At 38.7% G+C, this 26,240-nt stretch carries 17 protein-coding genes, 2 tRNA genes and 1 riboswitch; of the genes, 4 read left to right on the top strand and 15 right to left on the bottom strand.

Going from position 1 to position 26,240, the window contains the following annotated elements; translation table 11 throughout:
• Window positions 1-323 precede the first annotated feature (323 nt).
• The gene (locus AC0KSB_RS10470) at window positions 324-1,289 is read left to right on the top strand and encodes a YihY/virulence factor BrkB family protein (protein ID WP_472309008.1); all 966 of its coding nucleotides are present in this window, start codon (window positions 324-326) and stop codon (window positions 1,287-1,289) included.
• 67 nt (window positions 1,290-1,356) lie between these two features.
• Here the strand turns inward: AC0KSB_RS10470 and AC0KSB_RS10465 are convergent, their stop codons facing one another.
• Together AC0KSB_RS10465 and AC0KSB_RS10460 are read right to left on the bottom strand one after the other, a co-directional pair.
• On the bottom strand, window positions 1,357-5,985 hold the full coding sequence (locus AC0KSB_RS10465) for a Cna B-type domain-containing protein (protein ID WP_472309006.1): 4,629 nt from the start codon (window positions 5,983-5,985) through the stop codon (window positions 1,357-1,359).
• A gap of 80 nt (window positions 5,986-6,065) precedes the next feature.
• Window positions 6,066-6,152, bottom strand: a riboswitch (cyclic di-GMP riboswitch).
• Window positions 6,153-6,366: 214 nt separating this feature from the next.
• Window positions 6,367-7,584, bottom strand: coding sequence for an MFS transporter (locus AC0KSB_RS10460; protein WP_472309004.1), 1,218 nt, complete (start codon window positions 7,582-7,584; stop codon window positions 6,367-6,369).
• An 88-nt stretch (window positions 7,585-7,672) separates the two neighbouring features.
• On the opposite strand from AC0KSB_RS10460, the gene AC0KSB_RS10455 reads away from it, so the two are divergent.
• Window positions 7,673-7,748: transfer RNA gene (locus AC0KSB_RS10455), tRNA-Lys, on the top strand.
• Between the two features lie 48 nt (window positions 7,749-7,796).
• On the opposite strand, the gene AC0KSB_RS10450 is transcribed toward AC0KSB_RS10455, so the two are convergent.
• Together AC0KSB_RS10450 and AC0KSB_RS10445 are read right to left on the bottom strand one after the other, a co-directional pair.
• Window positions 7,797-9,188: an NAD(P)/FAD-dependent oxidoreductase gene (locus AC0KSB_RS10450; RefSeq protein ID WP_472309002.1), complete on the bottom strand. Its 1,392-nt coding sequence runs from the start codon at window positions 9,186-9,188 to the stop codon at window positions 7,797-7,799.
• Window positions 9,189-9,266: 78 nt separating this feature from the next.
• A complete protein-coding gene (locus tag AC0KSB_RS10445) occupies window positions 9,267-10,295 on the bottom strand; it encodes a DUF975 family protein (RefSeq protein WP_472309000.1) in 1,029 nt (342 codons plus the stop codon).
• Between the two features lie 184 nt (window positions 10,296-10,479).
• On the opposite strand from AC0KSB_RS10445, the gene argJ reads away from it, so the two are divergent.
• Window positions 10,480-11,691, top strand: coding sequence for a bifunctional glutamate N-acetyltransferase/amino-acid acetyltransferase ArgJ (gene argJ, locus AC0KSB_RS10440; RefSeq protein WP_472308998.1), 1,212 nt, complete (start codon window positions 10,480-10,482; stop codon window positions 11,689-11,691).
• A 43-nt stretch (window positions 11,692-11,734) separates the two neighbouring features.
• Here the strand turns inward: argJ and AC0KSB_RS10435 are convergent, their stop codons facing one another.
• Window positions 11,735-14,152 (bottom strand): ATP-dependent Clp protease ATP-binding subunit, encoded by a 2,418-nt coding sequence (locus AC0KSB_RS10435; RefSeq protein ID WP_472308996.1) that lies wholly within the window; start codon window positions 14,150-14,152, stop codon window positions 11,735-11,737.
• 5 nt (window positions 14,153-14,157) lie between these two features.
• A complete protein-coding gene (uvrA, locus tag AC0KSB_RS10430; protein WP_472308994.1) occupies window positions 14,158-17,100 on the bottom strand; it encodes an excinuclease ABC subunit UvrA in 2,943 nt (980 codons plus the stop codon).
• Between the two features lie 233 nt (window positions 17,101-17,333).
• On the opposite strand from uvrA, the gene AC0KSB_RS10425 reads away from it, so the two are divergent.
• Window positions 17,334-17,408, top strand: a tRNA-Glu gene (locus AC0KSB_RS10425).
• A gap of 185 nt (window positions 17,409-17,593) precedes the next feature.
• On the opposite strand, the gene AC0KSB_RS10420 is transcribed toward AC0KSB_RS10425, so the two are convergent.
• From AC0KSB_RS10420 to rpmI, 9 genes are all read right to left on the bottom strand, one after another.
• A complete protein-coding gene (locus tag AC0KSB_RS10420; protein WP_472308992.1) occupies window positions 17,594-18,952 on the bottom strand; it encodes a citrate/2-methylcitrate synthase in 1,359 nt (452 codons plus the stop codon).
• Window positions 18,949-19,617, bottom strand: coding sequence for a GntR family transcriptional regulator (locus AC0KSB_RS10415; RefSeq protein ID WP_472308990.1), 669 nt, complete (start codon window positions 19,615-19,617; stop codon window positions 18,949-18,951). The genes AC0KSB_RS10420 and AC0KSB_RS10415 overlap by 4 nt, the downstream gene beginning before the upstream one ends.
• Before the next feature lie 2 nt (window positions 19,618-19,619).
• Window positions 19,620-21,554, bottom strand: a complete 1,935-nt coding sequence (locus tag AC0KSB_RS10410; protein WP_472308988.1) for an aconitate hydratase — start codon at window positions 21,552-21,554, stop codon at window positions 19,620-19,622.
• A 197-nt stretch (window positions 21,555-21,751) separates the two neighbouring features.
• Window positions 21,752-23,167, bottom strand: a complete 1,416-nt coding sequence (locus tag AC0KSB_RS10405) for a TrkH family potassium uptake protein (RefSeq protein ID WP_472308986.1) — start codon at window positions 23,165-23,167, stop codon at window positions 21,752-21,754.
• A 12-nt stretch (window positions 23,168-23,179) separates the two neighbouring features.
• On the bottom strand, window positions 23,180-23,845 hold the full coding sequence (locus tag AC0KSB_RS10400; RefSeq protein WP_472308984.1) for a potassium channel family protein: 666 nt from the start codon (window positions 23,843-23,845) through the stop codon (window positions 23,180-23,182).
• Between the two features lie 32 nt (window positions 23,846-23,877).
• Entirely contained in the window at window positions 23,878-24,486 is a 609-nt protein-coding gene (locus AC0KSB_RS10395; protein ID WP_472308982.1) for a potassium channel family protein, read from the bottom strand.
• 144 nt (window positions 24,487-24,630) lie between these two features.
• Window positions 24,631-25,464, bottom strand: a complete 834-nt coding sequence (locus AC0KSB_RS10390) for a TrmH family RNA methyltransferase (RefSeq protein ID WP_472308980.1) — start codon at window positions 25,462-25,464, stop codon at window positions 24,631-24,633.
• 142 nt (window positions 25,465-25,606) lie between these two features.
• Window positions 25,607-25,966 carry a 50S ribosomal protein L20 gene (rplT, locus tag AC0KSB_RS10385; protein WP_472308978.1) on the bottom strand — a complete coding sequence of 120 codons (360 nt, stop codon included), beginning with the start codon at window positions 25,964-25,966 and terminating at the stop codon, window positions 25,607-25,609.
• A 42-nt stretch (window positions 25,967-26,008) separates the two neighbouring features.
• Complete coding sequence (rpmI, locus tag AC0KSB_RS10380) at window positions 26,009-26,206, bottom strand: 50S ribosomal protein L35 (RefSeq protein WP_472308976.1); 198 nt, start codon at window positions 26,204-26,206, stop codon at window positions 26,009-26,011.
• Between the last annotated feature and the right edge of the window lie 34 nt (window positions 26,207-26,240).

Raw genomic sequence — 26,240 nt, 5'->3', positions numbered from 1 at the left:
TTTCCAAGCATAAGGTCTTTAAGAATTTCGTCTTCCAGTGTAAGATGTACTTGAGCCATGATCTCATTCCTTTCAGTTGTTAGTTTCGCAAAACCTATTATACCGAAAGCGAGCTCGTGGCTCTTTTTTATTTCTCAATTTACACCAAGTATACGGACTTTATCCCCTAAAAAGATTATTGAAAGAGTTTATTTATCTATTTAGACGATAGTTTCAAATAAAGTACTAATATACTCTATTGACTTTAAACTAATTATGCAATTGTACCTTCACTAGTTTAAGAAAATGTTGTTCAACCTATTTACACATGATAATATTTATTCATGAAAATTTTTAGGGAAAAGCAGAAAATAGTCGATCAAAAAATTGATGAAGCCAAGGATTATTTGGAAAAGCCATGGAAAAGACTTAACAAAAATCCTGTGTTTAGATTTGTCCATGATTGGGCAAAAAAATTCGGTCTTTATCGTGTGACAAGTCGTGCTGCTGAAACTTCTTATTATCTGATGCTGGCACTGTTTCCTTTCATGATTTTTCTGATCAGTCTTTTTGGTTTGATTGGGCACTCCACTTTGATTCACCAGGATCTTTTACTTTCACTGGAAGGAATTATACCTGATGCCATATATAGCATTATAGACAATATGCTGACGGAAATAGTAGGTATTCAAAGTATTACTTTTCTTTCATTCAGTATGCTTGGTGTAATTTGGGCATCATCAAAAGGATTTGCAGTTATTTTACGTAGTCTGAATCATATATACCACACAGGCAAACCTCTCCCGGCGCCTCTGCTAAGGCTGCTTGGTCTTTTATTTGCCATAATGCTGGTTTTATCAATAGTCGTTATTATGGTACTGATAACATTTGGAGATCTATTGTTTGAACAGCTGGCAATTTTAAGCGGCCTTGATTTTCTATCCGGCAGACTCCTTCAACTTGGCCGCTATGCTGCATCATTTCTTTTTTTGCTTTTGATTTTCAGTCTGCTTTATCATTTTGTATCAAGGCGTAAAGCCAGATATATCTGGTCATTTCCGGCATCGGCTTTCACAACTATTGCCTGGCTGATTTTCTCAACTGCTTTTTCCTGGTATTTATCAAATTTCAGCAGATATACAACACTTTACGGCAGTATTGGCGGTTTTATGATTCTTATGCTGTGGCTTTACTTTTGCTGCATTATGATACTTACAGGTGGGATAATACATGAACTGATAATAGATCGTCGCCAAATGCGAAAAAAGGACAGAAAAGAAACAGTCAAAAAAAACGCTGTCTCTGAATAGTATTTTCAACCATCGAGACAGCGCTTGAGCTTATTGGATTTATTTTACTATTTGTTAAACATAACTGTTATCCGAGATGTTTTTCTGTTACCCTGCTATCTTTTGTTTTTTCTTTTTTAGTTTTATTAAGTATGATCATCATACCTCCGGCTATTGTAAGCATTGCCAGACCTATAGGCCACAACGGTGCTTTTTCTCCGCTTTGTGGAAGCTGTTCCGTAACCACTTGTATAGTTTCAGGAGTTGCCAGTGGTATTTCTTCCGGTACCACATTTATAACTGGTAATGTTGGCAATGTTTCTGTTGTGGTCGGCTCAACCAAAGGTATTGATTCTGTTGTTACCTCTATCGTAGGTAGTGTTGGTAATGTAGTTGTAGTCTCTTCCGGTGGTACAGTAACCGTAATTTCTGCTGCTGCTTCAACTCTGTCAAACCAGCCTTCCGGGAAAGGATTTGTCATGTATTCCGGAATATTTTCATTTTGGATTGCCTGTATTGTAGCTTCTGCTGCTGCAATATTGACGATTGGTGATCTTTCTTCATCAGCATCTACAGTAATATAAGTATAGGTAAGAATGAACTGCTGCTGTGGCTGCATCGTTCCAAGATCAATATATGCATTTCCATTAATATCTTCAGAGAAAATATATTCATTGTCATTTTGATCTGTTACTGTCATTCCAGGCACTGCCTCTGAATCAAAGAATATTACCTGATCAAGAGCTGTATTACCGGTATTTGTAATTGTAACAATGTATTCTGCAGTTTCACCGGATATAAAATCAGCTGCTGCACCATGTTCAGAACCACTAGTTAAATTTGCTACAGTTTTTTCAATTGTGATGCTTGGTTCATAAACAAAATCATTATAGGCAGTGACTTCAAAAGAATTCCCCTGAAGTTGTACTATAGTATCTGTATTCAGATTAATAATTATACTTTCTGACATCAGCATAAAGCCTTGAGGTGCTTGTGTTTCTACTAAAAAATACTGTCCGGCAGGATATCTGCCTTCTGTTCTGGCATAGCCATCTTCACCTGTTGTAATTGTTTCCAAATATATTCCAGGTATCATACTTCCAGTTATTAGCAGTGAAGGCATAAGGTCATTTCCATTGCTATCTGTCATAGCAGTCCATAATTCAAACGTAGCACCTTCTAACGGAGTCTCTCCATCTCTGCTATCAAGTTTTAGAAGTTGTATTTCTGCTGTTATTAATTCATTTGCAATGTCAAAACCTTCATAAGGAAGTACATTGTAATGGAAAGAATTAAATACTTCTTTTATAGAGTATTCATATTCTTGACCTGTCAAATCATATCTAGGCAAATCATTAAACTTAAATACCCAGATATTGTCATCCTGTTCATCAGCATCTTCTGCGTCAAGTTCAATCGTACGGAATGGTTCCAAACCATCATTCTGATAAAGTTCAATTGTAATACTATCTGGTCTAAGTCCAAATAAATTATCAAGATCAATCCAGGTTTTAGTTCCCTCAATATCTACCAAAGGAATAACTGTCAACCAGGCATTATCTTCATCAGATCCAGTCCAGCCATTTGGATAGTCCGGAGTTTCGATCATCGTCGCACTTATCGATGCGATATTTTCGATAGGGCTTCTGTCTGGGTCACCGGCTTGTGTAATATATTCATATGTAAGTGTAATTGACTCCCCTGCTTCCATTGCAGCAAGGTCAATATATAGATTTCCATTTTCATCTTCGTCAAAAATATATGTATTGCCGTTTTCGTCGGTAACCGTCTGTCCCAAATATGCCTGATCATCTGTCAATCTTATATCAACCAGATTTGCATTACCGTAATTAGTTACAACAACTTGATAAATAGCGGTTTCTCCAACCTCTGCTGTTGCTTCATCAGCAAAAGCTGTTCCTCTGGAAAGATTAGCTACTGATTTTTCGATCGATATTCCAGGTTCATAAATGAAATCATTGTAAGCTGTAACTTCAAATGGTGCTCCCTCTAGCTGTAATATGGTGCCTGAAGTAAGATTAATAATAATATTCTCTGCCAACAGGTAAAACCCTTGAGGAGCTTTTGTTTCTACTAAATAATATTGACCTGCTGGATAACTACCTGATGTTTTAGCATATCCGTTTGCTCCTGAAGCAATTGTTTCTAAATAAATACCAGGAATCATTGTTCCAGGAATCATTTGATATGGAGTAACTCCATTGTTCTCTACCGCTGCTGCCGGAACCCATAATTCAAATTCAGCATCAGCTAACGGAGTTTGTGCATCTCTACCATCTAATTTAAGCAGCTGTATCTCTGCTGTAATCAATTCATTTGTAATCTCATTTGCATTAATACTTATCCTATAATCAGTTGAAGAAAATTGTTCTTTTACACTATAAACATATTCCTGATTATTGCTGTCATATTGAGGCAGATTTTCAAATTTAAACAACCATACATTATCACTTTCAGCATTAGATATATTTACATCCTGACTTGCAAAAGGTGTCTTATCATCATTTTGATAAAGATTAATTGTTATAGTATCAGGTCTGAGTCCAAAGAAATTATTGGAATCCTGCCATAGTTTGCTGCCTTCAAGATCAATACGCTTAAGCGTATTTGTTATAGTTGCATTACCTGTGCGTACATTTGTATTAATTGTTATATTCTCGTTATCAATACTTACATCATAACGATAATTATCAGGCAATGCTGTGCCATTAATATCAGCAACCTCTTCAATTCTATATTCGCCTAAAGGCAAATTTTCAAATAGAGCTGCTTCCCCTACAGTAAAAGGCTTAATCCATATTCTATCTGTATTAACTGTATCTGAAAGCTTAGCAAAGAAAGTTTCTCCATTAAGATCAGTGTTTTGTCCTGCAGATTTATAAACTGTAATTTCACCTGTAATCAACTTATTCGTGATAGTCATTCCATTATGTGTTGCTTCGTAGTTATCTGGAACATCTATTTCCTTAACAGAATAACTATAGAGATCACCGCTGTTATCCTTTTCCGGCAAATTCATAAAAGTATATTTCCAGGAATTTGCAGTTTCAAGTTTTGCTGTTAGTCCTGTATCATCTCCATTACGCAAAAGTTTCACATTAATTTCATCAGGACGATATCCGTAAATATTATCAAAATCCTGCCATACTTTCTCAGCTTCAACCTGCGTTCTGCGCAAAGCATTTCTTAAAGTCAAACCATCTTCTGCAGCTGTATATGATTCCGGAACGTTTACTTCTTTTACACTATAGGTGTATGCTACGCCTTCACTATCGTACATCGGCAAATTTTCTATTGTTTTTGTCCAGTTTTCATTAGCTGTAAGCGCAAACGGCTGACCATAATCACTTCCATTTTGCAAAAGCTGAACCATAATTTCAGAAGGTCTCAGATTAAAATAATTATCAGTATCATTATAACTGTCGTCCCATGTCTTAGTAACAGTCACATCTTGTGTTTCGAAAATTACATTCGTTGGTTCTTGCCATACATGATTATTACTATTTGTGTCCTTTGATATTATGCTATCAATTTTAACAATATTTGTTAAATCCGGTAACGGATTTAATGCTGTTTCTGAAGCAGTCCCTCTGTTATCAGGTAATGCTCCGGCAAAAACATCTTCTACTGAATATGGAACGTAAACAACCAGCTCCAGATTTACAGTTTCCAAAGGAGCTATTGCCATGGCCGGCCATGTTACAGTGTGATTTATTTCATCATATATCGCTCCACCACTAGCACTTACAAAACTTACATTTGAATCCAGCTTATCACTGATAACAACACCATTTGCAACATTTTGAGTCGAATAATTGGTTGTCTCAATAATATATTTGAGATCACTGCCTGCAGTGACCGGATCAGGCTCATCTGTTTTTATTACACCAACATCAACTTCAATGCTGGTAAAACTTCCAACCTGACTTAAAGGAATGGTCTGATTTCCTGTATTGATAGTTGATCTTTTACCTGTTTCAGGAACAGTTTCAGCTTTAATAAGTCTTGACTGTACATTTCCTGTTACTTTATCAGGCAATGCATCTTTCAAAACCATCCAAATTTCAACAATAATATTATCACCTGAATTTAATCCTGAAATCCTGAAAGTTCCTTCTATTTCTTCACTGTTTTTACCTTCATTAGCAATTATATAAGAGTATGAATCAACTTTGGCATTCTCTCCAGGATCTACAGAACCAGGATCTCCTGCATCAACAAAAGCACTATAAACACCGTAAGCAGGATCAAAACCAAAATCTCCTCCACTTGTAGTTTTTGTCCGCCAGCCCGCCTTAAACTCTATAACTCCATTTTCTGGAAGAGTTGACCCGTTAACTGCAATTTCCATTTGAAAAACAACAATCTGTCCAAGGGCAAGATCACCTGGTTCCAGCGATGTTACTCCATCCCGGTCAGAAGGCGTGGGACTTGCATACAACAAAGCATGTTCTAAAACATTACTACCACGTCCACCAATATAAGGTGGTAATTCACTTGGAGTAAGTTTATCATATGTAGGTTTATAAGGGCCTTTGTTAAGAGAAGGATCAGATGCATAAAAACTGATTGAATAATCCCCTCCTGCTGCAAATGTCATTTGTGGCAGCCCAGATACTATCATGGCAAATACAATTAGTAACACAAAAATTCTGTGTAAATATCTTTTGTTCGAATAACCTTGAACAATCTCCATTTTTAACACCTCTCTTCAAAACTCTGTAAATAAAAAAGCCAGACAAAATGTCTGGCAGAAAATGCATATAGTAGATACGTCTTGGCGGCTGGACGATCATGGAGCAAAAGCTCTTTAGACTCACAGCTTTGCGTATATTTCTTTCGAAATATTTGCCTTTTTCAAGATGCAACAGCATCTTTCCTGCCCAATCCGTATACCACTGTCAAAGTGCAATTTTAGCAATGCATCAATATAAATACACCACCAAGCAACTTACCTCTGATTTTATAAATATATTGACTAGTAGATCATGTTTATGTAGCAATTATATCACTTTTAATAATACAAATACAAACAATTAATCTATTATCAGTGTGAATTTTAACAAAGATACTTAAGTTACATATTAGACTTGCCAGCAAGTAAAAGAACCTTGCTTTTCATCATGATAAGACTTTCAATAAACATCAATAAGCCGGTAACAATAAGCATCCATTCTATTCTTATATAATCGGCAAGAGGACCGTAAATCAACATAGCCAGTGGCATAACCGAATTAGAAATCATGGTTAGAACACCGAAAACACGGCCCAAGTAGTCAGCCTCAACTTTTTCCTGAAGCATAACGGTAAAAGGAGTATTAAACAATGGTACAACCAGACCAATGAAAGCCATTATCGCTGAATAAATCCAGAATACCGGCACAATACCAAGAGCAATAGTAAACACTGCAACAGAAAAGCTTGACGCCAGAATTGTGTGGATTTTATTTTTAAACCCGCCCCAGGCAGCCAGAATCAATCCACCCAACATCATACCTACAGAAAATGTTACCTCAATGACTGTCAAGCGCCAGACATCATTACCGAATGTTCTGGTAACTTGCAAAGGTGTCAAAAATGCCAAAGGCGCGAAGAGAACAAAAAACACAGCCGAATAGGCAAATATAGTTTTAACAAAACTATGTTCTCTGATATACCTTAACCCTTCAAGCATATCTTTTAGATAACTTGCGTCTTTTTCAATATTCTTCTTTTGATAATCAGGCACATTAAGTAAAACCAACAAAATAAAAATAGCAAAAGCAGCTGTTACAACATCAATAAAGAAAATTGATTCTATAGTTGCCATAGTAAGCAATGCTCCGCTGATCATCGGAGAAGCCAGAGAAACAAGAGCCTGTACACTTCCATTAATGCTATTTACTCTGGTAAGATGTTCAAAAGGCACAATCTGAGGCAAAATAGCGCTCACCGCAGGCGTTTGAATACCTGCACCAACTGATCTGATTGCAGATGCAACCAGCAGGAGCCAGATAGCATCATAGCCAAGCAAGAAAAAAACTGCCAGTCCAAGAGTAGCTGCTGCAATAAAAAAATCAGAAATAACAATCAGAAGTTTACGATTGAATCTGTCTGCCCAGACACCGGCAAAAGGCGAAATAAAAAAAGTAGGAAGGAAACCAAAAACTATTGACAGGGTCATCATAAAGCCAGATTGAGTAACAATTGTAATATGCCATGTAATAGCATATTGCACCAGCATAGATCCAAAAAGCGAGATATTCTGACTGGCTAAAAACAAAATAGTATTTTTTTTCCAATTGTATATATTCATTTAAAGTCTCCTGATGGTATACAAACCATTGACATAGCGTTGTCAGATGAGTATAATATCGAATGTTGCAAAACTTAAGTTTGCATATGCGCCTTTAGCTCAGTTGGTAGAGCAACTGACTCTTAATCAGTGGGTCCCGGGTTCGAGTCCCTGAAGGCGCACCATATAAGTTCCCGTAACCAGACTGGTTACGGGAATTTTTATTTTATTATTTATTTTTGATCTCTTTCGATTATAGCACGGGCAGCAAGTACACCGCTGGCACCCGCCTGAGAAAGTCCTCTTGTAATACCGGCTCCGTCACCTACTGCGAACATACCCGGCATTTCGGTCTCAAGTTCTTCTGTAAGCTTAAGCCTGGAACTATAGAACTTAACCTCTACACCATAAAGCAAAGTATCATGATTAGCAGTTCCCGGAGCAATCTTATCAAGTGTCTGAATCATTTCGATAATATTATCAAGATGACGCTTTGGCAAAACAAGACTAAGATCTCCCGGAGTAGCCTCCAGAGTCGGTCTTACAAAGCTCTGGCTTAGTCTATGATCATTGGTACGTCTGCCGTTAATCAGGTCACCGAATCTTTGAACCAGAACACCGCCTCCCAACATATTGGAAAGCGAAGCTATTCTTTTACCGTACTGATAAGGTTCTCTAAATGGCGACGTAAACTTATTGCTGACTAAAAGCGCAAAATTAGTATTTTCGCTGCGAAGTCCGGGATCAGTATAACTGTGTCCATTGACAGTTATAATACCATCTGTATTTTCTGTAACAACATATCCATAAGGATTCATGCAGAAAGTCCTGACCGGATCCTTATACTGCTTGGTTCTGTAATGCAGCTTAGCTTCATAGACAGCATCCGTAATCTCCTTAAAAACAATTGCCGGCAGTTCTACACGGACACCTATATCTACTTGATTATTGATCATCTTTAATTTAAGTTTATGACATTGATCACTAAACCATTCTGCACCTGATCTTCCAGGCGCGGCAATCAGATAGCGGCAATTTATATCTCCTTGTGATGTTTCCAGAGTATATCCTGAATCCTTATTCTGATTTATCGCTAAAACCTGACTATGGCATCTTAGATCAATAAACTGTTCCAGATAATCATACTGTGCAGTTAATATTTCAAAGTTACGTTCCGTACCAAGATGCTTACACTTGGCATCCATTAAATGCAAATCATACCCTATGGCTCTTCTTCTTATCTTGTCAGCTTCTTCCGTAAATGTGGAAAAACAAAACTCAGTTGCGCCAAACTGCTGATTAACACGGTCAACGTATTCTATTAAATCCATTACCTTTTGGTCAGACATATATTCATTCAGCCAGCCGCCAAACTGAGTTGTAAAATTGAATTTACCATCAGAAAAAGCACCGGCGCCGCCAAACCCGCGCATAATAGCACAAGATTTACAATTAATACAATGATCCACCTTGCCATCAACTATGGGGCAGCTGCGGTTTCTAATATCTGAACCTTGTTCAAGTAATGCAATCTTCATATCGGGACGGTGTTTAATTAATTCATAGCTGGCAAAAATACCGGCCAATCCTCCGCCTATAATAACAACATCGTAGTTTTGAGCCATTTATAACCTCTTATTAAATTTATCTTCCTGTCAAAATATATTTATTCAAGAAGCTTAAATCTATTTTTCAAAATATATTTAGAAATTCACATCATCGTTTCTTGTCTGCACAGTATATTCGGGAGCAGGATATTCTGTCTGCTGATTTGCAGGTACTACAAGTTTATACCCTAGTTCTTCCATTGTTACCAAACCTTTATCCACACCCATTTGACGTAAAGCAGCATATAGTTCTGTCTGTGTAGCTGTGTGGTAAGGTGTTACAAAAATCATACCTATGCAGCAGGCAAGCAGGCCTAGCAAATACCAGCCAATAAAAGATAAATCCAGTACAAACATATCAAAGCGGCTGCCTCTGGTAAGTTGTTTTGAAAGATTCAAAGCACGCCTGGCACCAATACCGGGGTTATCTGCCAGAATCCAGGGAACAAGATAATAACTATATGATTTTACTACTACCAGAATTGATAAGGCCACAGTTAAAAGACTTCCGATCAGAAGAAGAATCACGCCAATTATGCTTGCAGTGCCGGTCATATCAATACTGAATGAGGAGCTGCCGTTAGAGGCAAAATCAAAAATTCTGGCATCTATAACAAAGAAAACAAAAGCAGCTGATATCGGCAAAGCGCTAATTACACTCCAGATCCAAAGCCAGAAATTACGCCATAACATACCTGATACAGCACCCATATAACGTTCTTTTCTAAATAAGCTGAACATTTGTGATATTGAAGGAGTTGCTTGTGATTCACGACTCCTTGAAAACCAGCGCATGCCACCTACTCTGATAGGAGCGGCGACAAAAATCCGATAGGCAATACCAAATATGATTGCTACAATAACTATAACAAAAATAATCTGGGCAATTCCTGAATTAATAAAACTATCAACAAACTGGGCAATTTCAGGATCCGTAAAGGAATCAAAATCACTACTGCCCATTGAAGCCGGATTTGGTAGCTGTCCGCCAAAAGAACCGCTAAAACCTGCTCCGCCGCCTTCACTGGCAAGAATACCCATGATGAATGTCACTAAAAATGCCATCCAGTATTTGCCGCTAAGATTCATTTTAGCTTTTTCTTTCAAATCTCTACGATTCCACATAAAAATGCCCTCCGTCAATGCTTAGTATTATTAAATACATAATATGTGTTTATAAACAATGTTATTCAGAGTTTTATCTGTGTCAAGTGCTGACATATTTACCTCATACACGGCTACTATTATACTCTAAACAGTGATATGATAATAGCCGTAATATTAATAAATGTTAGGAGTGAACTATCGTATGAAACAAATAGACGGTTCAATTACATCGGCAAAGGGATTTTGTGCAAGCGGTGTTGCTTGTGGATTAAAAAAAGACGGCAAGCCGGATCTTGCTTTGATAGAAAGCGATACTCCGGCAGTTATAGCTGGCGTTTTCACTCGTAATGTTGTAAAAGGTCATTCTTTGCAAAGAACTATTTCTGAAATAAAAGGTGGTCTTGCCAGAGCTGTAATTATTAATAGCGGTAACGCTAATGCCTGTATCGGACAACAGGGAGCCGAAGATGCTGCCGAAATGGCATTTATAGTTTCTCAGGAATTGGATTGTCCCCAATGGCAGGTAATGACAGGTTCAACTGGTGTTATAGGCCAGCCTCTTGATATGGAAGCTTTGCGCCCCGGTATAAAAAAAGCTTGTGCGAGCCTTGCCAATACGGTTGATGCCGGCCATCTGGCAGAACAGGCAATACTAACCACAGATCTGGTTGCCAAAGAAGCTGTCGTTCAGTTTGAGTTAGATGGAAACAAGGTGACAGTTGCAGGTATGGCAAAAGGTTCCGGCATGATTCATCCTAATATGGCAACCATGATAGGCTTGATTACGACTGATATAGGAGTAAGCAAAGCAATTTTGCAGAGATTTTTGTCTATGGTAACAGATAAAACTTTTAACCGGGTGTCTGTAGATGGTGACACCAGTGTATGTGATATGGTTCTGGCAATGGCAAACGGTGCTTCTGGAGCACCTGAAATAAAAGAACTTTCTGATCCGGGAGCAGACCAGCTCTTAAAAGCTTTGGAAACAGTTTGTACTCAGCTGGCTAAAATGATTGTTCAGGATGGCGAGGGTGCTACAAAATTAATTGAGATAAAATGTAAAGGTGCAGCTACTCGTGAAGATGCTTATAAAATTGTTCTTGCAGTAGGCCGCTCACCGCTTGTAAAAACAGCAATGTTTGGCGAAGACGCCAACTGGGGACGTATTCTTACTGCAGCCGGCTATGCAGGTGTTGATTTTAATCCTGGTAAATGTGATATCTGGATAGGAGACCTGATGGTCTGCCAGCAAGGTAAAGCTTTGCCATTTGACGAGGATGAGGCATCTTCTATTTTGAAGAACAAGGAAATATCAATAACTATAAGCCTACAGGAAGGAGATTATTCCGATAGGCTGTGGACTTGTGATTTTTCCTATGATTATGTCAAAATAAACGGCAGTTACAGATCCTGAATTTGAAATCTATACTTTTCAGCTTAGCAGTTCAGACCAGCTATCAAATCCAATCGAATTTGATAGCTGGTTCTTTTTTGTCATCCTCTTCAATATCTGCGGATACACCAGAAGCATCCTTCAGCTTACCTGATAAAATCAAATCTGCCAGAGGATCCTCAAGCATTTTTTGAATTGTTTTGCGTAAAGGTCTGGCACCATATTTAGGATCATAACCTTTATCGGCAAGATAATCTTTCACCTTTTCTGTAACGACAAATTTCAGATGCTTTTCTTCCATCTGATCCATCACTTCTTTAAGCATCAGATCTACAATCCGGCGAATCTGTTCGCGACTTAGCTCTTCAAAAACAATTATTTCGTCAACACGATTCAGGAATTCAGGACGGAACATTTCTTTAAGAACAGTCTGCACTCTGTTTTCCAGTGCCACATATCCTTCAGAACCAAAGCCAAAAGCATTTGCTTTAAGTGTCGTACCGGCATTGCTGGTCATAATTATAATTGCATTCTCAAAACTAACCAGACGTCCATGACTATCTGTCAACCTACCGTCATCAAGAATCTGAAGCAGCATATTAAACACATCGGCATGTGCTTTTTCGATTTCATCAAGCAAAATAACACTATAGGGCTTGCGTCTGATTTTCTCCGTTAATTGTCCTCCGTCATCATAACCGACATATCCCGGAGGCGATCCGATCAGCTTGCTTACTGTATGTGGTTCCATAAACTCAGACATATCCAGCCTGATCATGGCATCTTCTGATTCAAACATGGCCTCGGCAACAGCTTTTACCAGTTCCGTTTTACCTACACCGGTAGGACCTACAAAAATGAAGGAAGCAGGTTTACGCTTCTTACCAAAACCAGCCCGGTTACGTCTGATTGCTCTTGACAGTGCAGATACAGCCTGATGCTGACCGATAACACGTTCATGCAGACGATCCTCAAGACTAAGCAATTTTTCTGTTTCTGTTTCACTAATACGTTGTACAGGTATTCCAGTCCACATCTCAACAACACCGGCAATGTCTTCTGTTGTAATAGCTACAGGTTTGTTCTTTTCTTTAATAACCTCAAGTTCTTGCTCCACTCTTAAAAGGTGAGAACGAAGTTCCGCCTGTTTTTCATAAAGATGAACATCTTCAGGGCTGCTGGAAATTTTATTTTCAAGCTCTTCCATCTCTGATTTAAGGTTTTCCAGAGTATTTTGTGTTTTTTTCATATCAACAAGAGTGGTATCTTTCAGATTAACTCTTGATCCTGCCTCATCAAGCAAATCAATTGCTTTATCTGGTAAAAACCTGTCCGTAATATATCTTTCTGACATACGTACTGCCAGTTCAATTACTTCATCACTAAAAGTTACATGATGATGTGTTTCATAATAATCACGTATACCTTTAAGTATCTCTATCGTGTCATTTATATTGGGTTCATCAACTATTACCTTCTGGAATCTCCGCTCAAGAGCAGAATCCTTCTCGATAAATCTTCTATATTCATCTAAAGTTGTAGATCCTACAACTTTAATCTCCCCTTTTGCCAAGGCCGGCTTAAGAATATTGGCTGCATTCATAGCTCCTTCGGCATCTCCGGCTCCCATTATATTATGGAGTTCATCTATAACCATTATTATGTTGCCAGCTTTACGAGCTTCATCAACTACACCTTTCATTCTGCTCTCAAACTGTCCTCTAAACTGGGTTCCTGCTACCATTGCAGTCATATCAAGCAGATATACTTCCTGACTGAGAAGTTTTACAGGAACCTCTTCATTGGCTATTTTAACTGCAAGCCCCTCTGCAATGGCTGTTTTACCAACGCCAGGCTCACCTAAAAGAACAGGATTATTCTTACTGCGGCGATTCAGAATCTGTATAACACGCGCAAGTTCTTTTTCTCTACCAATAATACGGTCTATTTTACCTTCTGCAGCTTTTACAGTAAGGTTTGTACCAAACTGGTCAAGGAATTTTCTCTTCTTATCCTGTCTTGACTTATCATTAGAACGGCTACCGGTTCTTCGGTCTCTTCTGGGAGCTATTTCGGAAGAATCATCAGATGCTGGTTGAATATCGCTATTTTCAGGACCTTCAAGAGCCATTAAAGTGGTCATTTCTGGTTGATCTTCATCATCCGCTTCGTCACTTTCATCATTTTCTCCCATAAAGGCTTCCATCATTCCCTGACTGTCAAAGTCACCTTCAAGGATCGATTTAAGAAAGCCCTCGGGACTTTGTCCATCCATCTGTGACATCACACTATTCATTCGATCCGTCAGATCATCTATATTATCCTCATTTATTCCGGCTTTTTCAAAAAGATCATCCATTCCGCCAAGACCTGTTTTATAGGCACACTTAAGACAAAGGCCTTCATGAATTCTCTGTCCATGTTCAAACCTGGTTGTAAATACTACCGCTACATTTTCTTTGCACATTATACATTTTGACATCTTAATTATCCTTTGCTCCTTCTGCTTACCGCAGTTTTACTTTTTCCTTTAGTTTTATTATCATCTGGATTGGAATTAATTACAGTCTCAGATGTTTCAGATAAAGGCAAAATTTTTGCCAGATATTGACCTGTATAAGAATCTGCCGCGCAAGCAACCTCTTCGGGCGTACCTTGTGCTACAATCATCCCACCTGCATCCCCGCCTTCGGGGCCTAGATCAATAATATAATCTGCCGTTTTTATTACATCAAGATTATGTTCTATAACTAAAACGGTATTACCATTTTCTGTTAGTCTGCTCAAGATGTCAACCAACTTATGAACATCCGCAATATGAAGTCCTGTTGTAGGCTCATCAAGAATATAAAATGTATTACCTGTTCCTCGTTTTGAAAGCTCGGTTGCCAGCTTTACTCTCTGTGCTTCTCCACCTGAAAGCTGTGTAGATGGCTGTCCTAAACGGATATACCCCAACCCGACATCCTGCAGAGTTTGCATTTTCCTCGCAATTCTAGGTATATTAGCGAAAAATTCAAGAGCTTCATCCACGGTCATATCAAGTACATCAGAAATAGATTTATTCTTATATTTGACTTCAAGAGTTTCCTGATTATAGCGTTTACTTTTGCAGACATCACAAGCTACATATATATCTGGCAGAAAATGCATCTCAATTTTATTAACACCATCGCCATTACAAGCCTCGCATCGTCCGCCTCGAACATTAAAGCTGAATCTACCCTGTTTATATCCACGAGCCTTTGCCGCCTGTGTACTGGCAAAAAGAGAACGAATAAAATCAAATACGCCTGTATATGTTGCCGGATTGGATCTTGGGGTTCTTCCAATCGGTGACTGATCAATATCTATTACTTTATCCAGATATTCCAGGCCGGTAATTTCTTTGTATGCACCAGGATATCTTCTTGCGCCATTAAGTTCGCTTGCTAATTTTTTCAATAAAATACCGTTTACCAGCGAGCTTTTGCCTGAACCGGAAACTCCTGTTACACAAGTCATGACACCAAGAGGTATTTTTACATCTATATTCTTTAAGTTGTTCTCACTTGCGCCTGTAATTTCCAGCCATCGCTGATCCATTTTACGCCTGATTAAAGGAATATCTATTTTCTTTTTGCCGGCAAGGTATTGCCCGGTAATAGATCTTGGTTCAGACATGATTTCTTGGGCCGTACCCTCAGCAACTACGTATCCGCCATGTTCGCCTGCCCCAGGGCCCATATCTACGATATGATCGGCTTCCATCATCGTTTCTTCATCATGTTCTACTACCAGAACCGTATTGCCAAGATCACGCAAGCGTCTCAATGTTGCCAGCAATCTGGCATTATCTCTCTGATGCAATCCTATACTCGGTTCGTCCAAAATATATAGAACGCCCATAAGACCTGATCCGATTTGTGTTGCCAATCTTATCCTTTGTGCCTCTCCTCCTGACAAAGTAGCCGAAGCTCTTGCCAAAGTCATATAATCAAGTCCTACATCTATCAGGAAATTCAAGCGAGCATTAAGCTCTCTGACAATCTGATCCGCAATCTGCATCTGTCTTTTTGTAAGATCTAGCCTATGAAGAAAATCTCTTCCCTCTCTTATGGGCAAAGCTGTCATCTCTGATATATTCAAGCCGCCAATTTTTACCGCCAGACTTTCTTTTTTTAATCTGGAACCATGGCAAAGAGGACAAGGTGTAATCGACATAAACTGCTCATAATGCACTTTCATATCATCCGAACTTGTTTCTCTGTATCTTTTTTCCAGACTATTAACTACACCAATCCAATCACTACGGTAGATACCATGTGAGTATTTGCTATTTGTCGTGTCAACTTCCAGTACCTCTCCCTGATTACCAAATAATATAATATCTCTGATTTTTTTTGGCAGCTTAACAAAAGGTTGATCAAGAGAGAATTTATATCTTGCAGCCAGAGATTCTATAAACCCACGAGCCCAGCTGCCGCGATCAGAGAAATTCCAGCCGCCTGCTCTGATTGCGCCTTCATTAAGAGACAATTTACCGTCAAAAACAACCAGTTCAGGATCTATATGCGACATCTGACCAAGACCGGCACATTCAGGACATGCTCCGTAGGGATTATTAAAAGAAAACATACGGGGAGTTATTTCTTCCAAACTAATATTGCAGTCCGGGCAAGAAAAGTGCTGGGAAAAAAGAAGCTCATCCTCATCGTGACCTTCGCTGGTCTCAACCTGAACCAAAACCAGAGCCAACCCATCGGCAAGATGCAGAGCTGTCTCCAGAGAGTCTGCCAGACGGCTTCTGATTCCCTGACGCAAAATCAGACGGTCTATTACTACATCTATTGTATGTTTGACATTCTTCTCAAGAACAATATCTTCTTCAAGCTCATATATTATACCGTCTATTCTTACACGCACATAACCGGATTTGCGAAATCCCTCCAATAATTTTACATGCTCACCCTTTCTCCCTCTTACAACAGGAGCCATGAGAATAAGCCTGCTTCCTTCAGGATATTTTTCTATATTCTCAATCATCTGATCTATTGTCTGACGCTCAATAACACGCCCGCATTCAGGGCAATGAGGCGTTCCCACTCTGGCATAAAGCAAACGAAGATAATCGTAAATCTCTGTGACAGTGCCAACTGTTGATCTTGGGTTTTTGCTTGTTGTTTTCTGATCTATAGATATAGCAGGTGAAAGACCCTCTATATGATCAACATCCGGTTTCTCCATTTGTCCGAGAAATTGCCTGGCATATGAAGAAAGCGATTCAACATAACGCCTCTGTCCCTCGGCATATATAGTATCAAAAGCCAGAGATGATTTGCCTGAACCGGAAAGACCGGTCAGAACAACCAGTTTATCTCTTGGTATATCCAGATTAATATTTTTTAGATTATGCTCTCTCGCACCCTGTATATGTATAACTGAACTCATTTTCTTTAACCTTCTTCTATAATATCAAAATCCATAATAACAAACATATGTACGCTTTATATTCTAGCAATTTATTCTATCATATCCAAGTCTTTTTTTCGTATCTGCAGTCACATCTTTGCAAAAGATTTGCAAAGCTGACATAACTTGACACAATCATTTTTTGCAGATAGAGAATTTTTGGTATTGCCGCAAGTAAAAAGCTATGTTATAATCAACGACGCTGTATATACGGCCCTATGGTCAAGCGGTCAAGACGCCGCCCTCTCACGGCGGAAACAGGGGTTCGATTCCCCTTAGGGTCACCAGTTGTAAAAGAACTGTCAAAATTGGTTTATTATAACCGGCTGACAGTTCTTTTTTATTTGCAGATATGCAAAAGTGACGCTCAACTGGCTGAAGCCGACAACAAAGCGGGATATGTCTTTCGTTAATCAAGACATATCCCTGCTTTAAAATCAAATCTATTCTCATTCTGATTAAGACAATAGAATCAGCGCTCGTTAATACCTATATAATTGCGACGTTTCTGTACACATTTATAAGCAGGACGCATTATTCTGCCACCACTTACTAATTCTTCTATTCTATGTGCACTCCAACCTGCAATACGTGCTACAGCAAAGATAGGAGTATAGAGCTCTGGTGGTATTCCCAGCATATTGTAAATAAATCCTGAATAGAAATCGACATTCGCGCATACAATTTTGTCACTCTTCTTAACATTGCGGAATACTTCAGGAGCCAGACGCTCGGTAGAGGTATAAAGTTCATATTCCTCTTCCTTACCTGACTCATATGCAAGAGCTCTGGCATAATCACGCAGCAGTTTGGTACGGGGGTCAGATAATGTATAAACAGCGTGACCTATACCGTATATCAGACCACTTCTATCATAAGCCTCTTTTTTGAGTATTTTTGTCAGATAGTCTGCAATTTCCATTTCATTACGCCAATTTTTTACCTCTTGTTTCAGTTCCTGCATCATATCATAGGCTTTACCACTTGCACCACCATGCTGAGGTCCTTTGAGCGAACCAATGGCAGCAGCGATAACGGAATAGGTATCCGAGCCTGATGATGTTACGGCTTTGGTTACAAATGTTGAATTGTTTCCACCACCATGTTCAGCATGCAGCACCAGGGCAAGATCAAGGATACGTGCTTCCAGATCGGTAAACTGACCATCAGGTCTGATCATATGAAGGATATTCTGGGCAGTATTATAATGCGGCTGCGGCGAATGTAAAAACAGACTTTGATTATCAACATAATGTCTTTTTGCCATATAACCATAAGAAGCAAGCACCGGGAATCTGGCAATCAATTCTATTGATTGACGCAAAACATTTTCTATGCTGATATCATCGGCTTTTTTATCATAGGCATACAGTGCCAATACCGATCTTGCAAGCTTGTTCATAATATCAGGGCTTGGTGCTTTTAATATCATATCTTCAGTAAATCCTGCCGGTAAGGAGCGATTGGCAACAATCAATTCCTCGAGCTGAGTAAGCTGGTCCTGAGTCGGCAGCTCTCCAAAAAGCAAAAGATAAATCGTCTCTTCAAAACCAAAGCGTTTTTCCTGATAAAATCCATTTGCAATATCAGAAACGTCCATGCCGCGATAAAAAAGTCTGCCCTCAACGGGTACTCTATCGCCATCATCCATAATATATGAAAATACCTCACCTACATCGGTCAGACCGACCAATACGCCGGTACCATCTTCATTACGCAGTCCGCGTTTTACACTGTATTTTTCATAAAGAGCCGGGTCAATTCGAGATTTGACAGCAGAACTTGCCGCCAGCTGATGAATTATTTCATCTCTTTTCTTTTCATTAATCATTGACTACCTCCTGTTTCGGCCGCAAGTTTTTTATAACTGGCGGCGGCGTTTTCTATGTGATCCTGCATATGTTTCTGTGCAAGCTCAGGATCATGCTTTTCAATTGCCTTTAGTATCTTTTCATGTTCCTTTAAGACCTGTTGACTTCGTCCTTGAGTTGAAAGAGAAATATATCTTGCCTTTCTGGTATAGACGTTAACAGAAGAAAGAATGTTCTGTAGTATTTTGCTGCCACTACCCTTGAAAATCAAATCATGAAACTGTGCATCTGATTTCTGTAGGGCTTCAAAATCATCTTTTTTTACTAAAACCACTTCATTTTCATAAATTTGTCTAAGCTTATCAATAACTGGTTTAGACATCAATCGAGCCGCTCTTGCAGCAGCCATTGCCTCCATTCGAGAACGAACCTCATAAAGATCAATCATATCATCTCTATCAAAGCCTTGTACTACAACACCCTTGTTTGGAGTTGCAATCACTAGTCCGTCCAGTTCCAGTTGGCAAAAAGCCTCCCTGACAGGGGTTCTGCTTACACCAAGTTCAGCAGCAAGTTTTATCTCTGTAAGTGCTGTGCCGGTAGGGTAAATGCCGGCAAGTATATCTTCCCTGAGTTTTTCGTATACATGCAATCTCAAAGTACCATGGCACTTATCTGCCTGCATTTTCAGCTACCTTGCCTTGTATAGTTCAAAAGACCGCCAGCCAGTATGATGTCAGCCTGTCTTTGTGATAAAGGTAAAGCTACTTCAATATTATAATTGCCTGTCACATTTGTGACAATCATATTTTTACCTTTTATCAAATCTCTTATTTGCTGCTGAGCATCATTTATTTCTAATTCGTCCATTAGACCTATTTTATCATAATCAGAGCTATTAACAAAAGTCAAAGGAAGAATTCCGTTATTCATAAGATTAGCCATATGTATTCTGGCAAAAGACACAGCCAGAACAGCTTTAATACCCAGTTGCAAAGGTGCCAAAGCAGCATGTTCACGACTAGATCCCTGTCCATAATTAGAACCGGCTATGATAAATCCACCATTATTTTCCTTAGCACGAGCCGGGAACTCAGAATCACATGGTGTCAGGCAAAAATCTGCCAGATACGGAACATTGGATCTGTAAGGCAAAAGTTTGGAATTAGAGGGCATAATATGATCTGTAGTTATATTATCCTCTACTTTTATCAAAGATTTACCACTAATAGTATCTACAACCTTGCTGTTAAGTGGGAAAGGCTTGATATTAGGGCCACGCACAACTTCAACATCCTCATCTTCTGCTGCGGGCATAACTACCATATTATCATTGACAAAAAACTGCTCAGGCATATTTATTTCAGGAGCTTTACCAAGATCACGCGGATCAGTTATAAAGCCTGTAAGAGCACTGGCGGCAGCCACCTCAGGACTAACAAGATAAACCTGAGCAGAAGATGTTCCTGAACGGCCATAGAAATTTCTATTGATTGTTCTTAATGAAACAGCATCTGTTTTTGGTGATTGTCCCATTCCTATACATGGACCACAAGCTGATTCCAATATTCTGGCGCCGGCATCTATCATATCGGTCAGAGCACCTGATTGCGAAAGCATAGTCAATACTTGTTTGGAACCAGGAGCTATAACAAGGGATACCGAAGCCGGAATAGATTTTCCTTTTAACATGGCAGCAACTTTAAGCATGTCATGAAGAGATGAATTTGTACAGCTACCTATACAAACCTGATCAACTTTCATTTTCCCTAATTCAGATACTTTTACAACTGCATCAGGACTATGCGGTTTTGCAATCATTGGTTCCAGAGTATCCAGGTCAATAGTGTGAACTTCATCATAAACGGCATCTGCATCAGGACCAAGTTCAACAAAGACATCTTCTCTGTTCTGCGCTTTTAAAAATTCTTTGGTAATCTCATCACTTGGGAAGATAGAAGTAGTGGCTCCAAGTTCAGCTCCCATATTGGTTATAGTTGCTCTTTCAGGAACAGACAAGGTTGCCACACCTTCGCCGCCATATTCAACAATTTTGCCTACGCCACCCTTAACAGACATAATTCTAAGAACTTCCATTATGATATCTTTGGCTGTAGACCAAGGCTGCAATTTACCTTTAAGCTCAACTTTTACCATCTTGGGCATGGTAAGGTAATAGGAGCCACCGCCCATTGCTACCGCAACATCAAGTCCGCCGGCTCCTATCGCAAGCATACCGATGCCACCACAGGTAGGAGTATGGCTGTCAGAACCTAGAAGTGTTTTACCAGGTGCACCAAATCTTTCAATATGAACCTGATGGCACACACCATTTCCCGGACGTGAAAAACGAACACCATGCTTATAAGCAACAGTCTGAATATACTGATGATCATCGGCATTTTCAAAACCGGTCTGTAAAGTATTATGATCTATATATGCAACAGATAATTCTGTTTTTACACGAGGTATGCCCATAGCCTCAAACTGAAGATATGCCATGGTTCCTGTAGAGTCCTGTGTCAAAGTCTGATCTATTTTTATAGCGATTTCCTGACCGGCAACCATATCGCCGCTAACCAGATGATTTTTGATAATTTTTTGTGCTGTCGTATAACCCATGTAATCAACCCTCCAAATATTGTATACAATAATTTTGATTAATTATCATGCAAGAAAGGGGGTTATGTCAACCCATTTTTATAATCTAAAAATCGAAATTGCAGGTTTTCATTCGCTTTTTTTGATATTATTACAGCTTTAGAACAGTCAACTTGAATATTTTATGCAATATGTCACATCTTTTCTTGCATTTTCATTTAACCAACCAGAGTTTTTCCCTCTGGTCTGACCAGCTCCTTGCGAGAAATTTTCTGCATAGCCAAAGAAATGGCAAAAGAGGCTGGACCAACTCTTCCCAGATACATAACCGGGATAAGAATAGCTTGGCTTAGAGGTTGCAAATTAGGTGTACCTATAGCAGAAAGCCCAACGGTGCCAAATGCAGAGGTACTTTCAAACAGTACATCCAGAAAACTAAAAATACCAAGATCAAGAGAATTTCTCTCAATTACGCTAAGTGCAAGTGTGACTGAAAGAATAATGGTAAGACCAAGTCCCATTATAGCAAGAGCTCTGGTAAAGGTTTCTCTGGCTATTTTGTGTTTCAATACAATTATGTCATTAAAACCACGGACATCAGAAAGAATTGTGGCGATGATAACAGCAAAAGTGGTAATTTTTACGCCACCTCCTGTGGAGCCTGGAGCAGCGCCGATAAACATCAGAATAATCGTCATAAATTTAGAACTATCATGCATTGAACCCTGTCCGATGGAGTTAAATCCGGCGGTTCTTGGTGTAACAGCCTGGAAAAAAGCTGCAAAAGGTCTTTGCCATTGTGGCAGAGATCCCATCGCGTCAGGACTCATTGTATTATTGAATTCAGCAATTAAATAGAATAAGAAGGCAAAAACAATAAGTATTGAAGACATGATTAAAACCAGTTTGGTATGAAAATGTAATCTTCTTTCTTTTTTATATCGAATTACATCAGACCAGACTACAAATCCTAAGCCACCTATAATAAACAAAAAAGCTGTAACAATAAGAATTACCGGGTCATTATTCCAGCCTGTCAGACTGCTGTAAGGACCGGTTAATGTATCACCAAACAGATCAAAACCAGCATTACAAAAAGCTGAAACAGATTGAAAAAAACCTTTTGTTAAAGCCTGCGGCCAGGGCAGAACTCTCGAAAGACGCCAGCTTAAGATAAGTCCACCTATAAATTCCACTGAAAAAGTAATAATAACAATTCGCCTGATCAGCCTCAAAACATCGTTAAAGCTGAAATTAGCGGTAGATTGCTGCGCAACCACAAGGGTTCTGAGCTTAGCTTTGCGTCTGATAAAGCTATAAAAGAAGCTGGTAATTGTAACAAGGCCTAATCCACCTATCTGAATAAGAGATAGAATTACACCTTTACCAAAAGCACTCCAATGAGTTGCCGTATCAACAACTACAAGACCTGTAACACAGGTAGCTGAAGTAGCCGTAAAAAGAGCATTTATAAAACCAATGCTTTGCCTGTTCTGAGATGCGAAAGGCAAAAGCAACATCAATGTACCAATCGTAATTACCAGAACAAATGATGAAGCTATCAACCTTGCAGGCTTAGCGTTTATCCATTTTAAAATAGGGTTTATGGGTTTTGTCTTTCTTATTACAGCCATGATGGCATTATCCTACCTTCTAACCATTGTTTTCCAGATACTATCATAATCTTTTTTATCACATACCAGCAAAATTGTATCATCAGGACGCATTACAAGATCACCTCTGGGCATCTCTACAGTACCATCCTGCCTTGTGATCATAACAACCTTGCTATCACCAGGGAAATCATATTCAATCAGGCTTTTATTACAAGCATTGGAATCTGGAGAAAGTGCAAGTTCAATAATAAACTTAGTAGTTTTTTCAATTGAAAAAACTACATGCATACCTTCATAATCTATATCTTGCTCTATAATATCAGCAAGAATCTGAGTGCTTGAATATACTTTATCCACACCTAGACGAGTGAACATTTCAGCATTTTTAGGATTATTTACTCTGGCAACAGTATTCCTGACGTGAAATTTCTTTTTTGCCACCTCACAACCTACTAAATTGTTCTCATCCTTACCTGTAACAGCAATATAAAAATCAGCATTCCTGCAACCACAATCTTCTAATATTCGAAGATTTGTACCGTCTCCATTAAAAACTCTTACTTCATCAAAATCTGTTGCTATTCTTTCACTGACATCTTTCAATGTTTCTATTAAAGCTATCTGATGTTTATATGGTCTTAAAGTTTTAATAAGGTAGTAGGCAAGTTTACCCCCGCCCACGATAATAATACGCATATCACTTTATCCTCTGTTGAAATAACACTTTTTTATACTCTGTCTGCCAATACCAGTTCATCTCCAAGTTTAACTGTAAGTCCTGATCTTGCAAGAATAAGACGCCCCCGCCTTAAAAGACCAAATACAAGTTTTCCTGTATCTGTACTTAAATCGTTTATATCTTCACCAATTAGTTCAGGTTCAATCGGAACAGTTGTATATAATATTTTTGCACCATATACTTTCTGTGTCTGTTCCTTACCCTCATCAGAAATCTCCCTAAGGAAGGCCTGAACAGTGAGGTCGGTTGAACAAATTGTATTTAAACCAAATTCGTCAAAAACTTCCTTACTTACAGGATTAAACACCCTGGTTATTATTTTAGGCACATTAAAAACTTCTCTGGCTACCTGAGCAGCCATTATATTTATATTGTCGTTCTGAGTAACCGCACACACTACATCTGCAGTTTTTATCCCGGCCTGTTTAAGAACATCCTGATCAATAGGAACACCTGTTATTTTTATACAGTCTATATCATCAGCCAACTGAATAAGTTCACTGTCATTTTCAATAATAACTACATCATGCTCAAGAGATACCAAGGCAGAAGCAAGAGACGATCCAACCTTCCCACAACCAATTATTATTATCTGCATAACTCTACTACACCTCCTTGATTAAACCAGCATAGTACCTTATAACTTAATTTTCAAGCCTATTAACTATAAAATCTCAGATACACATAATAATTATATCAAATTTACTTTGTTTTTAGGCAAAATCTAAAAGCTGATAAATATTTATATAAGCAATGATATTTCATAAGCTAAAATAGCCGCAGCAGCTGCTGCATTAAGAGATTCAGCTTTACCTTTCATCGGTATGCGAACTGTCCTATCAGCAACAGCGATAGCATCGGCAGACAAGCCTTTGCCCTCATTACCAATTATTAAAGCCATATTTTTATTAGTCTGATCACAGTAATCTTCTCTTATCAAAGTTAAATCAAGACCCTTGGGATCAGCTGCCCATACAATAGTTTCTGTTGTTTTAAGCCATTTGACAGCCTGTCTTATGTTTTCGAACTCATAAAAAGGCAAATGAAAACATGAACCCATTGATGCTCTCAAAGCCTTTTCATTAAAAGGCCATACACAGTTATTGGTCAAAATAATGCCATTATAGTCAAATGCATCCGCCGATCTGATTATTGATCCCATATTGCCTGGATCCTGCAGTCCTTCAAGGATCATATATAATCCTTTTGCTGCAGGTTTATACTGCATATTTTCCATTTTAGAAACAGTGATAACCGGAGATTTACAGACAAGAACGATTCCCTGAGGATTTTCAGTTAAACAAATTGACTTCATAATATAATCAGGCAGAATTACACAGTCCTTATTTTTTTTCAAATCATCCCAGAAAGGCTGAATTTTTGACCAATTCTCATTTTGGCTGCTAGAGGAAGTAATAAATGCATGAACTATCTCAACACCTGAATTCAATGCTTCTTCAACCTGTCTGAATCCTTCGACCAAAATAAGCTCCTGTTTTTTACCAAAAGCAGGCTTATTAAACTGCCGAACAAATTTGATCAGACTATTGTCTTTTGAAGTTATTTCTCTTAACACCTTATCCCTCATCTTGTCTTTTTTATCTCTTACAATAATCTAAGGACGGGTCAAAAACCCGTCCTTTTGAATAAGCTATTATACACTTAGAGCAGTAACTAAAAAGTTAATCTGCCAACTAATTAGTTTGTTTATAAAATCATTAAGCGCTTAATGCAGCTTTGGCCTGCTCACAAAGAGATGTGAAGCCAGCAGGATCTTTAACAGCTATATCAGCCAGAACCTTGCGATCAAGAGTGATCTGTGCACGACTGAGCCCATTCATAAAACGGCTGTAAGAAAGACCATTAAGTCTGGCAGCAGCATTAATTCTGCTAATCCACAATCTACGAAATTCACGTTTTTTAGCTTTTCTATCGCGGTATGCATAGCTCAGTGATTTCATAACCTGCTGATTAGCAACCTTAAACAGCTTGCTCTTATGACCAAAATAACCCTTGGCCTGTTTTAATACTTTCTTATGACGGGCTCTTGCCCTAACTGATCTTTTTATTCTAGACATTTCGGTTTCCTCCCAGTGAAATCATAATCATTAATTTGCAGCTTATTTATAAGGAATCAGCTGCTTGATGTTGTGTTGATTACAATCTGCAACCACAACTGTTTTTCTCAGGTTTCTTTTACGCTTAGAAGACTTTTTAGTAAGAATATGTTTCTTAAAAGCCTGAGCACGCATAACCTTACCGGTACCGGTCACCTTGTATCTTTTCTTTGATGAACTGTGTGTTTTCTGTTTTGGCATTTGCCAGTCCTCCTTGATCTATAATCTAAAAATG

The sequence above is a fragment of the Ercella succinigenes genome, from assembly GCF_900002895.1.
The sequence above is the reverse complement of the archived record's forward strand: the minus strand, read 5'-3'. Positions and strand labels throughout refer to the sequence as shown.

Excerpts from the sequence above, each read along its gene's own strand:
- AC0KSB_RS10465 (WP_472309006.1), bottom strand. The coding sequence starts at position 5,985 with ATGGAGATTGTTCAAGGTTATTCGAACAAAAGATATTTACACAGAATT.
- rplT (WP_472308978.1), bottom strand. The coding sequence starts at position 25,966 with ATGTCTAGAATAAAAAGATCAGTTAGGGCAAGAGCCCGTCATAAGAAA.
- AC0KSB_RS10450 (WP_472309002.1), bottom strand. The coding sequence starts at position 9,188 with ATGGCTCAAAACTACGATGTTGTTATTATAGGCGGAGGATTGGCCGGT.
- AC0KSB_RS10460 (WP_472309004.1), bottom strand. The coding sequence starts at position 7,584 with ATGAATATATACAATTGGAAAAAAAATACTATTTTGTTTTTAGCCAGT.
- AC0KSB_RS10470 (WP_472309008.1), top strand. The coding sequence starts at position 324 with ATGAAAATTTTTAGGGAAAAGCAGAAAATAGTCGATCAAAAAATTGAT.
- rpmI (WP_472308976.1), bottom strand. The coding sequence starts at position 26,206 with ATGCCAAAACAGAAAACACACAGTTCATCAAAGAAAAGATACAAGGTG.
- AC0KSB_RS10410 (WP_472308988.1), bottom strand. The coding sequence starts at position 21,554 with ATGGGTTATACGACAGCACAAAAAATTATCAAAAATCATCTGGTTAGC.
- AC0KSB_RS10415 (WP_472308990.1), bottom strand. The coding sequence starts at position 19,617 with ATGCAGGCAGATAAGTGCCATGGTACTTTGAGATTGCATGTATACGAA.
- argJ (WP_472308998.1), top strand. The coding sequence starts at position 10,480 with ATGAAACAAATAGACGGTTCAATTACATCGGCAAAGGGATTTTGTGCA.
- AC0KSB_RS10405 (WP_472308986.1), bottom strand. The coding sequence starts at position 23,167 with ATGGCTGTAATAAGAAAGACAAAACCCATAAACCCTATTTTAAAATGG.
- uvrA (WP_472308994.1), bottom strand. The coding sequence starts at position 17,100 with ATGAGTTCAGTTATACATATACAGGGTGCGAGAGAGCATAATCTAAAA.
- AC0KSB_RS10395 (WP_472308982.1), bottom strand. The coding sequence starts at position 24,486 with ATGCAGATAATAATAATTGGTTGTGGGAAGGTTGGATCGTCTCTTGCT.
- AC0KSB_RS10435 (WP_472308996.1), bottom strand. The coding sequence starts at position 14,152 with ATGTCAAAATGTATAATGTGCAAAGAAAATGTAGCGGTAGTATTTACA.
- AC0KSB_RS10420 (WP_472308992.1), bottom strand. The coding sequence starts at position 18,952 with ATGATTAATGAAAAGAAAAGAGATGAAATAATTCATCAGCTGGCGGCA.
- AC0KSB_RS10400 (WP_472308984.1), bottom strand. The coding sequence starts at position 23,845 with ATGCGTATTATTATCGTGGGCGGGGGTAAACTTGCCTACTACCTTATT.
- AC0KSB_RS10445 (WP_472309000.1), bottom strand. The coding sequence starts at position 10,295 with ATGTGGAATCGTAGAGATTTGAAAGAAAAAGCTAAAATGAATCTTAGC.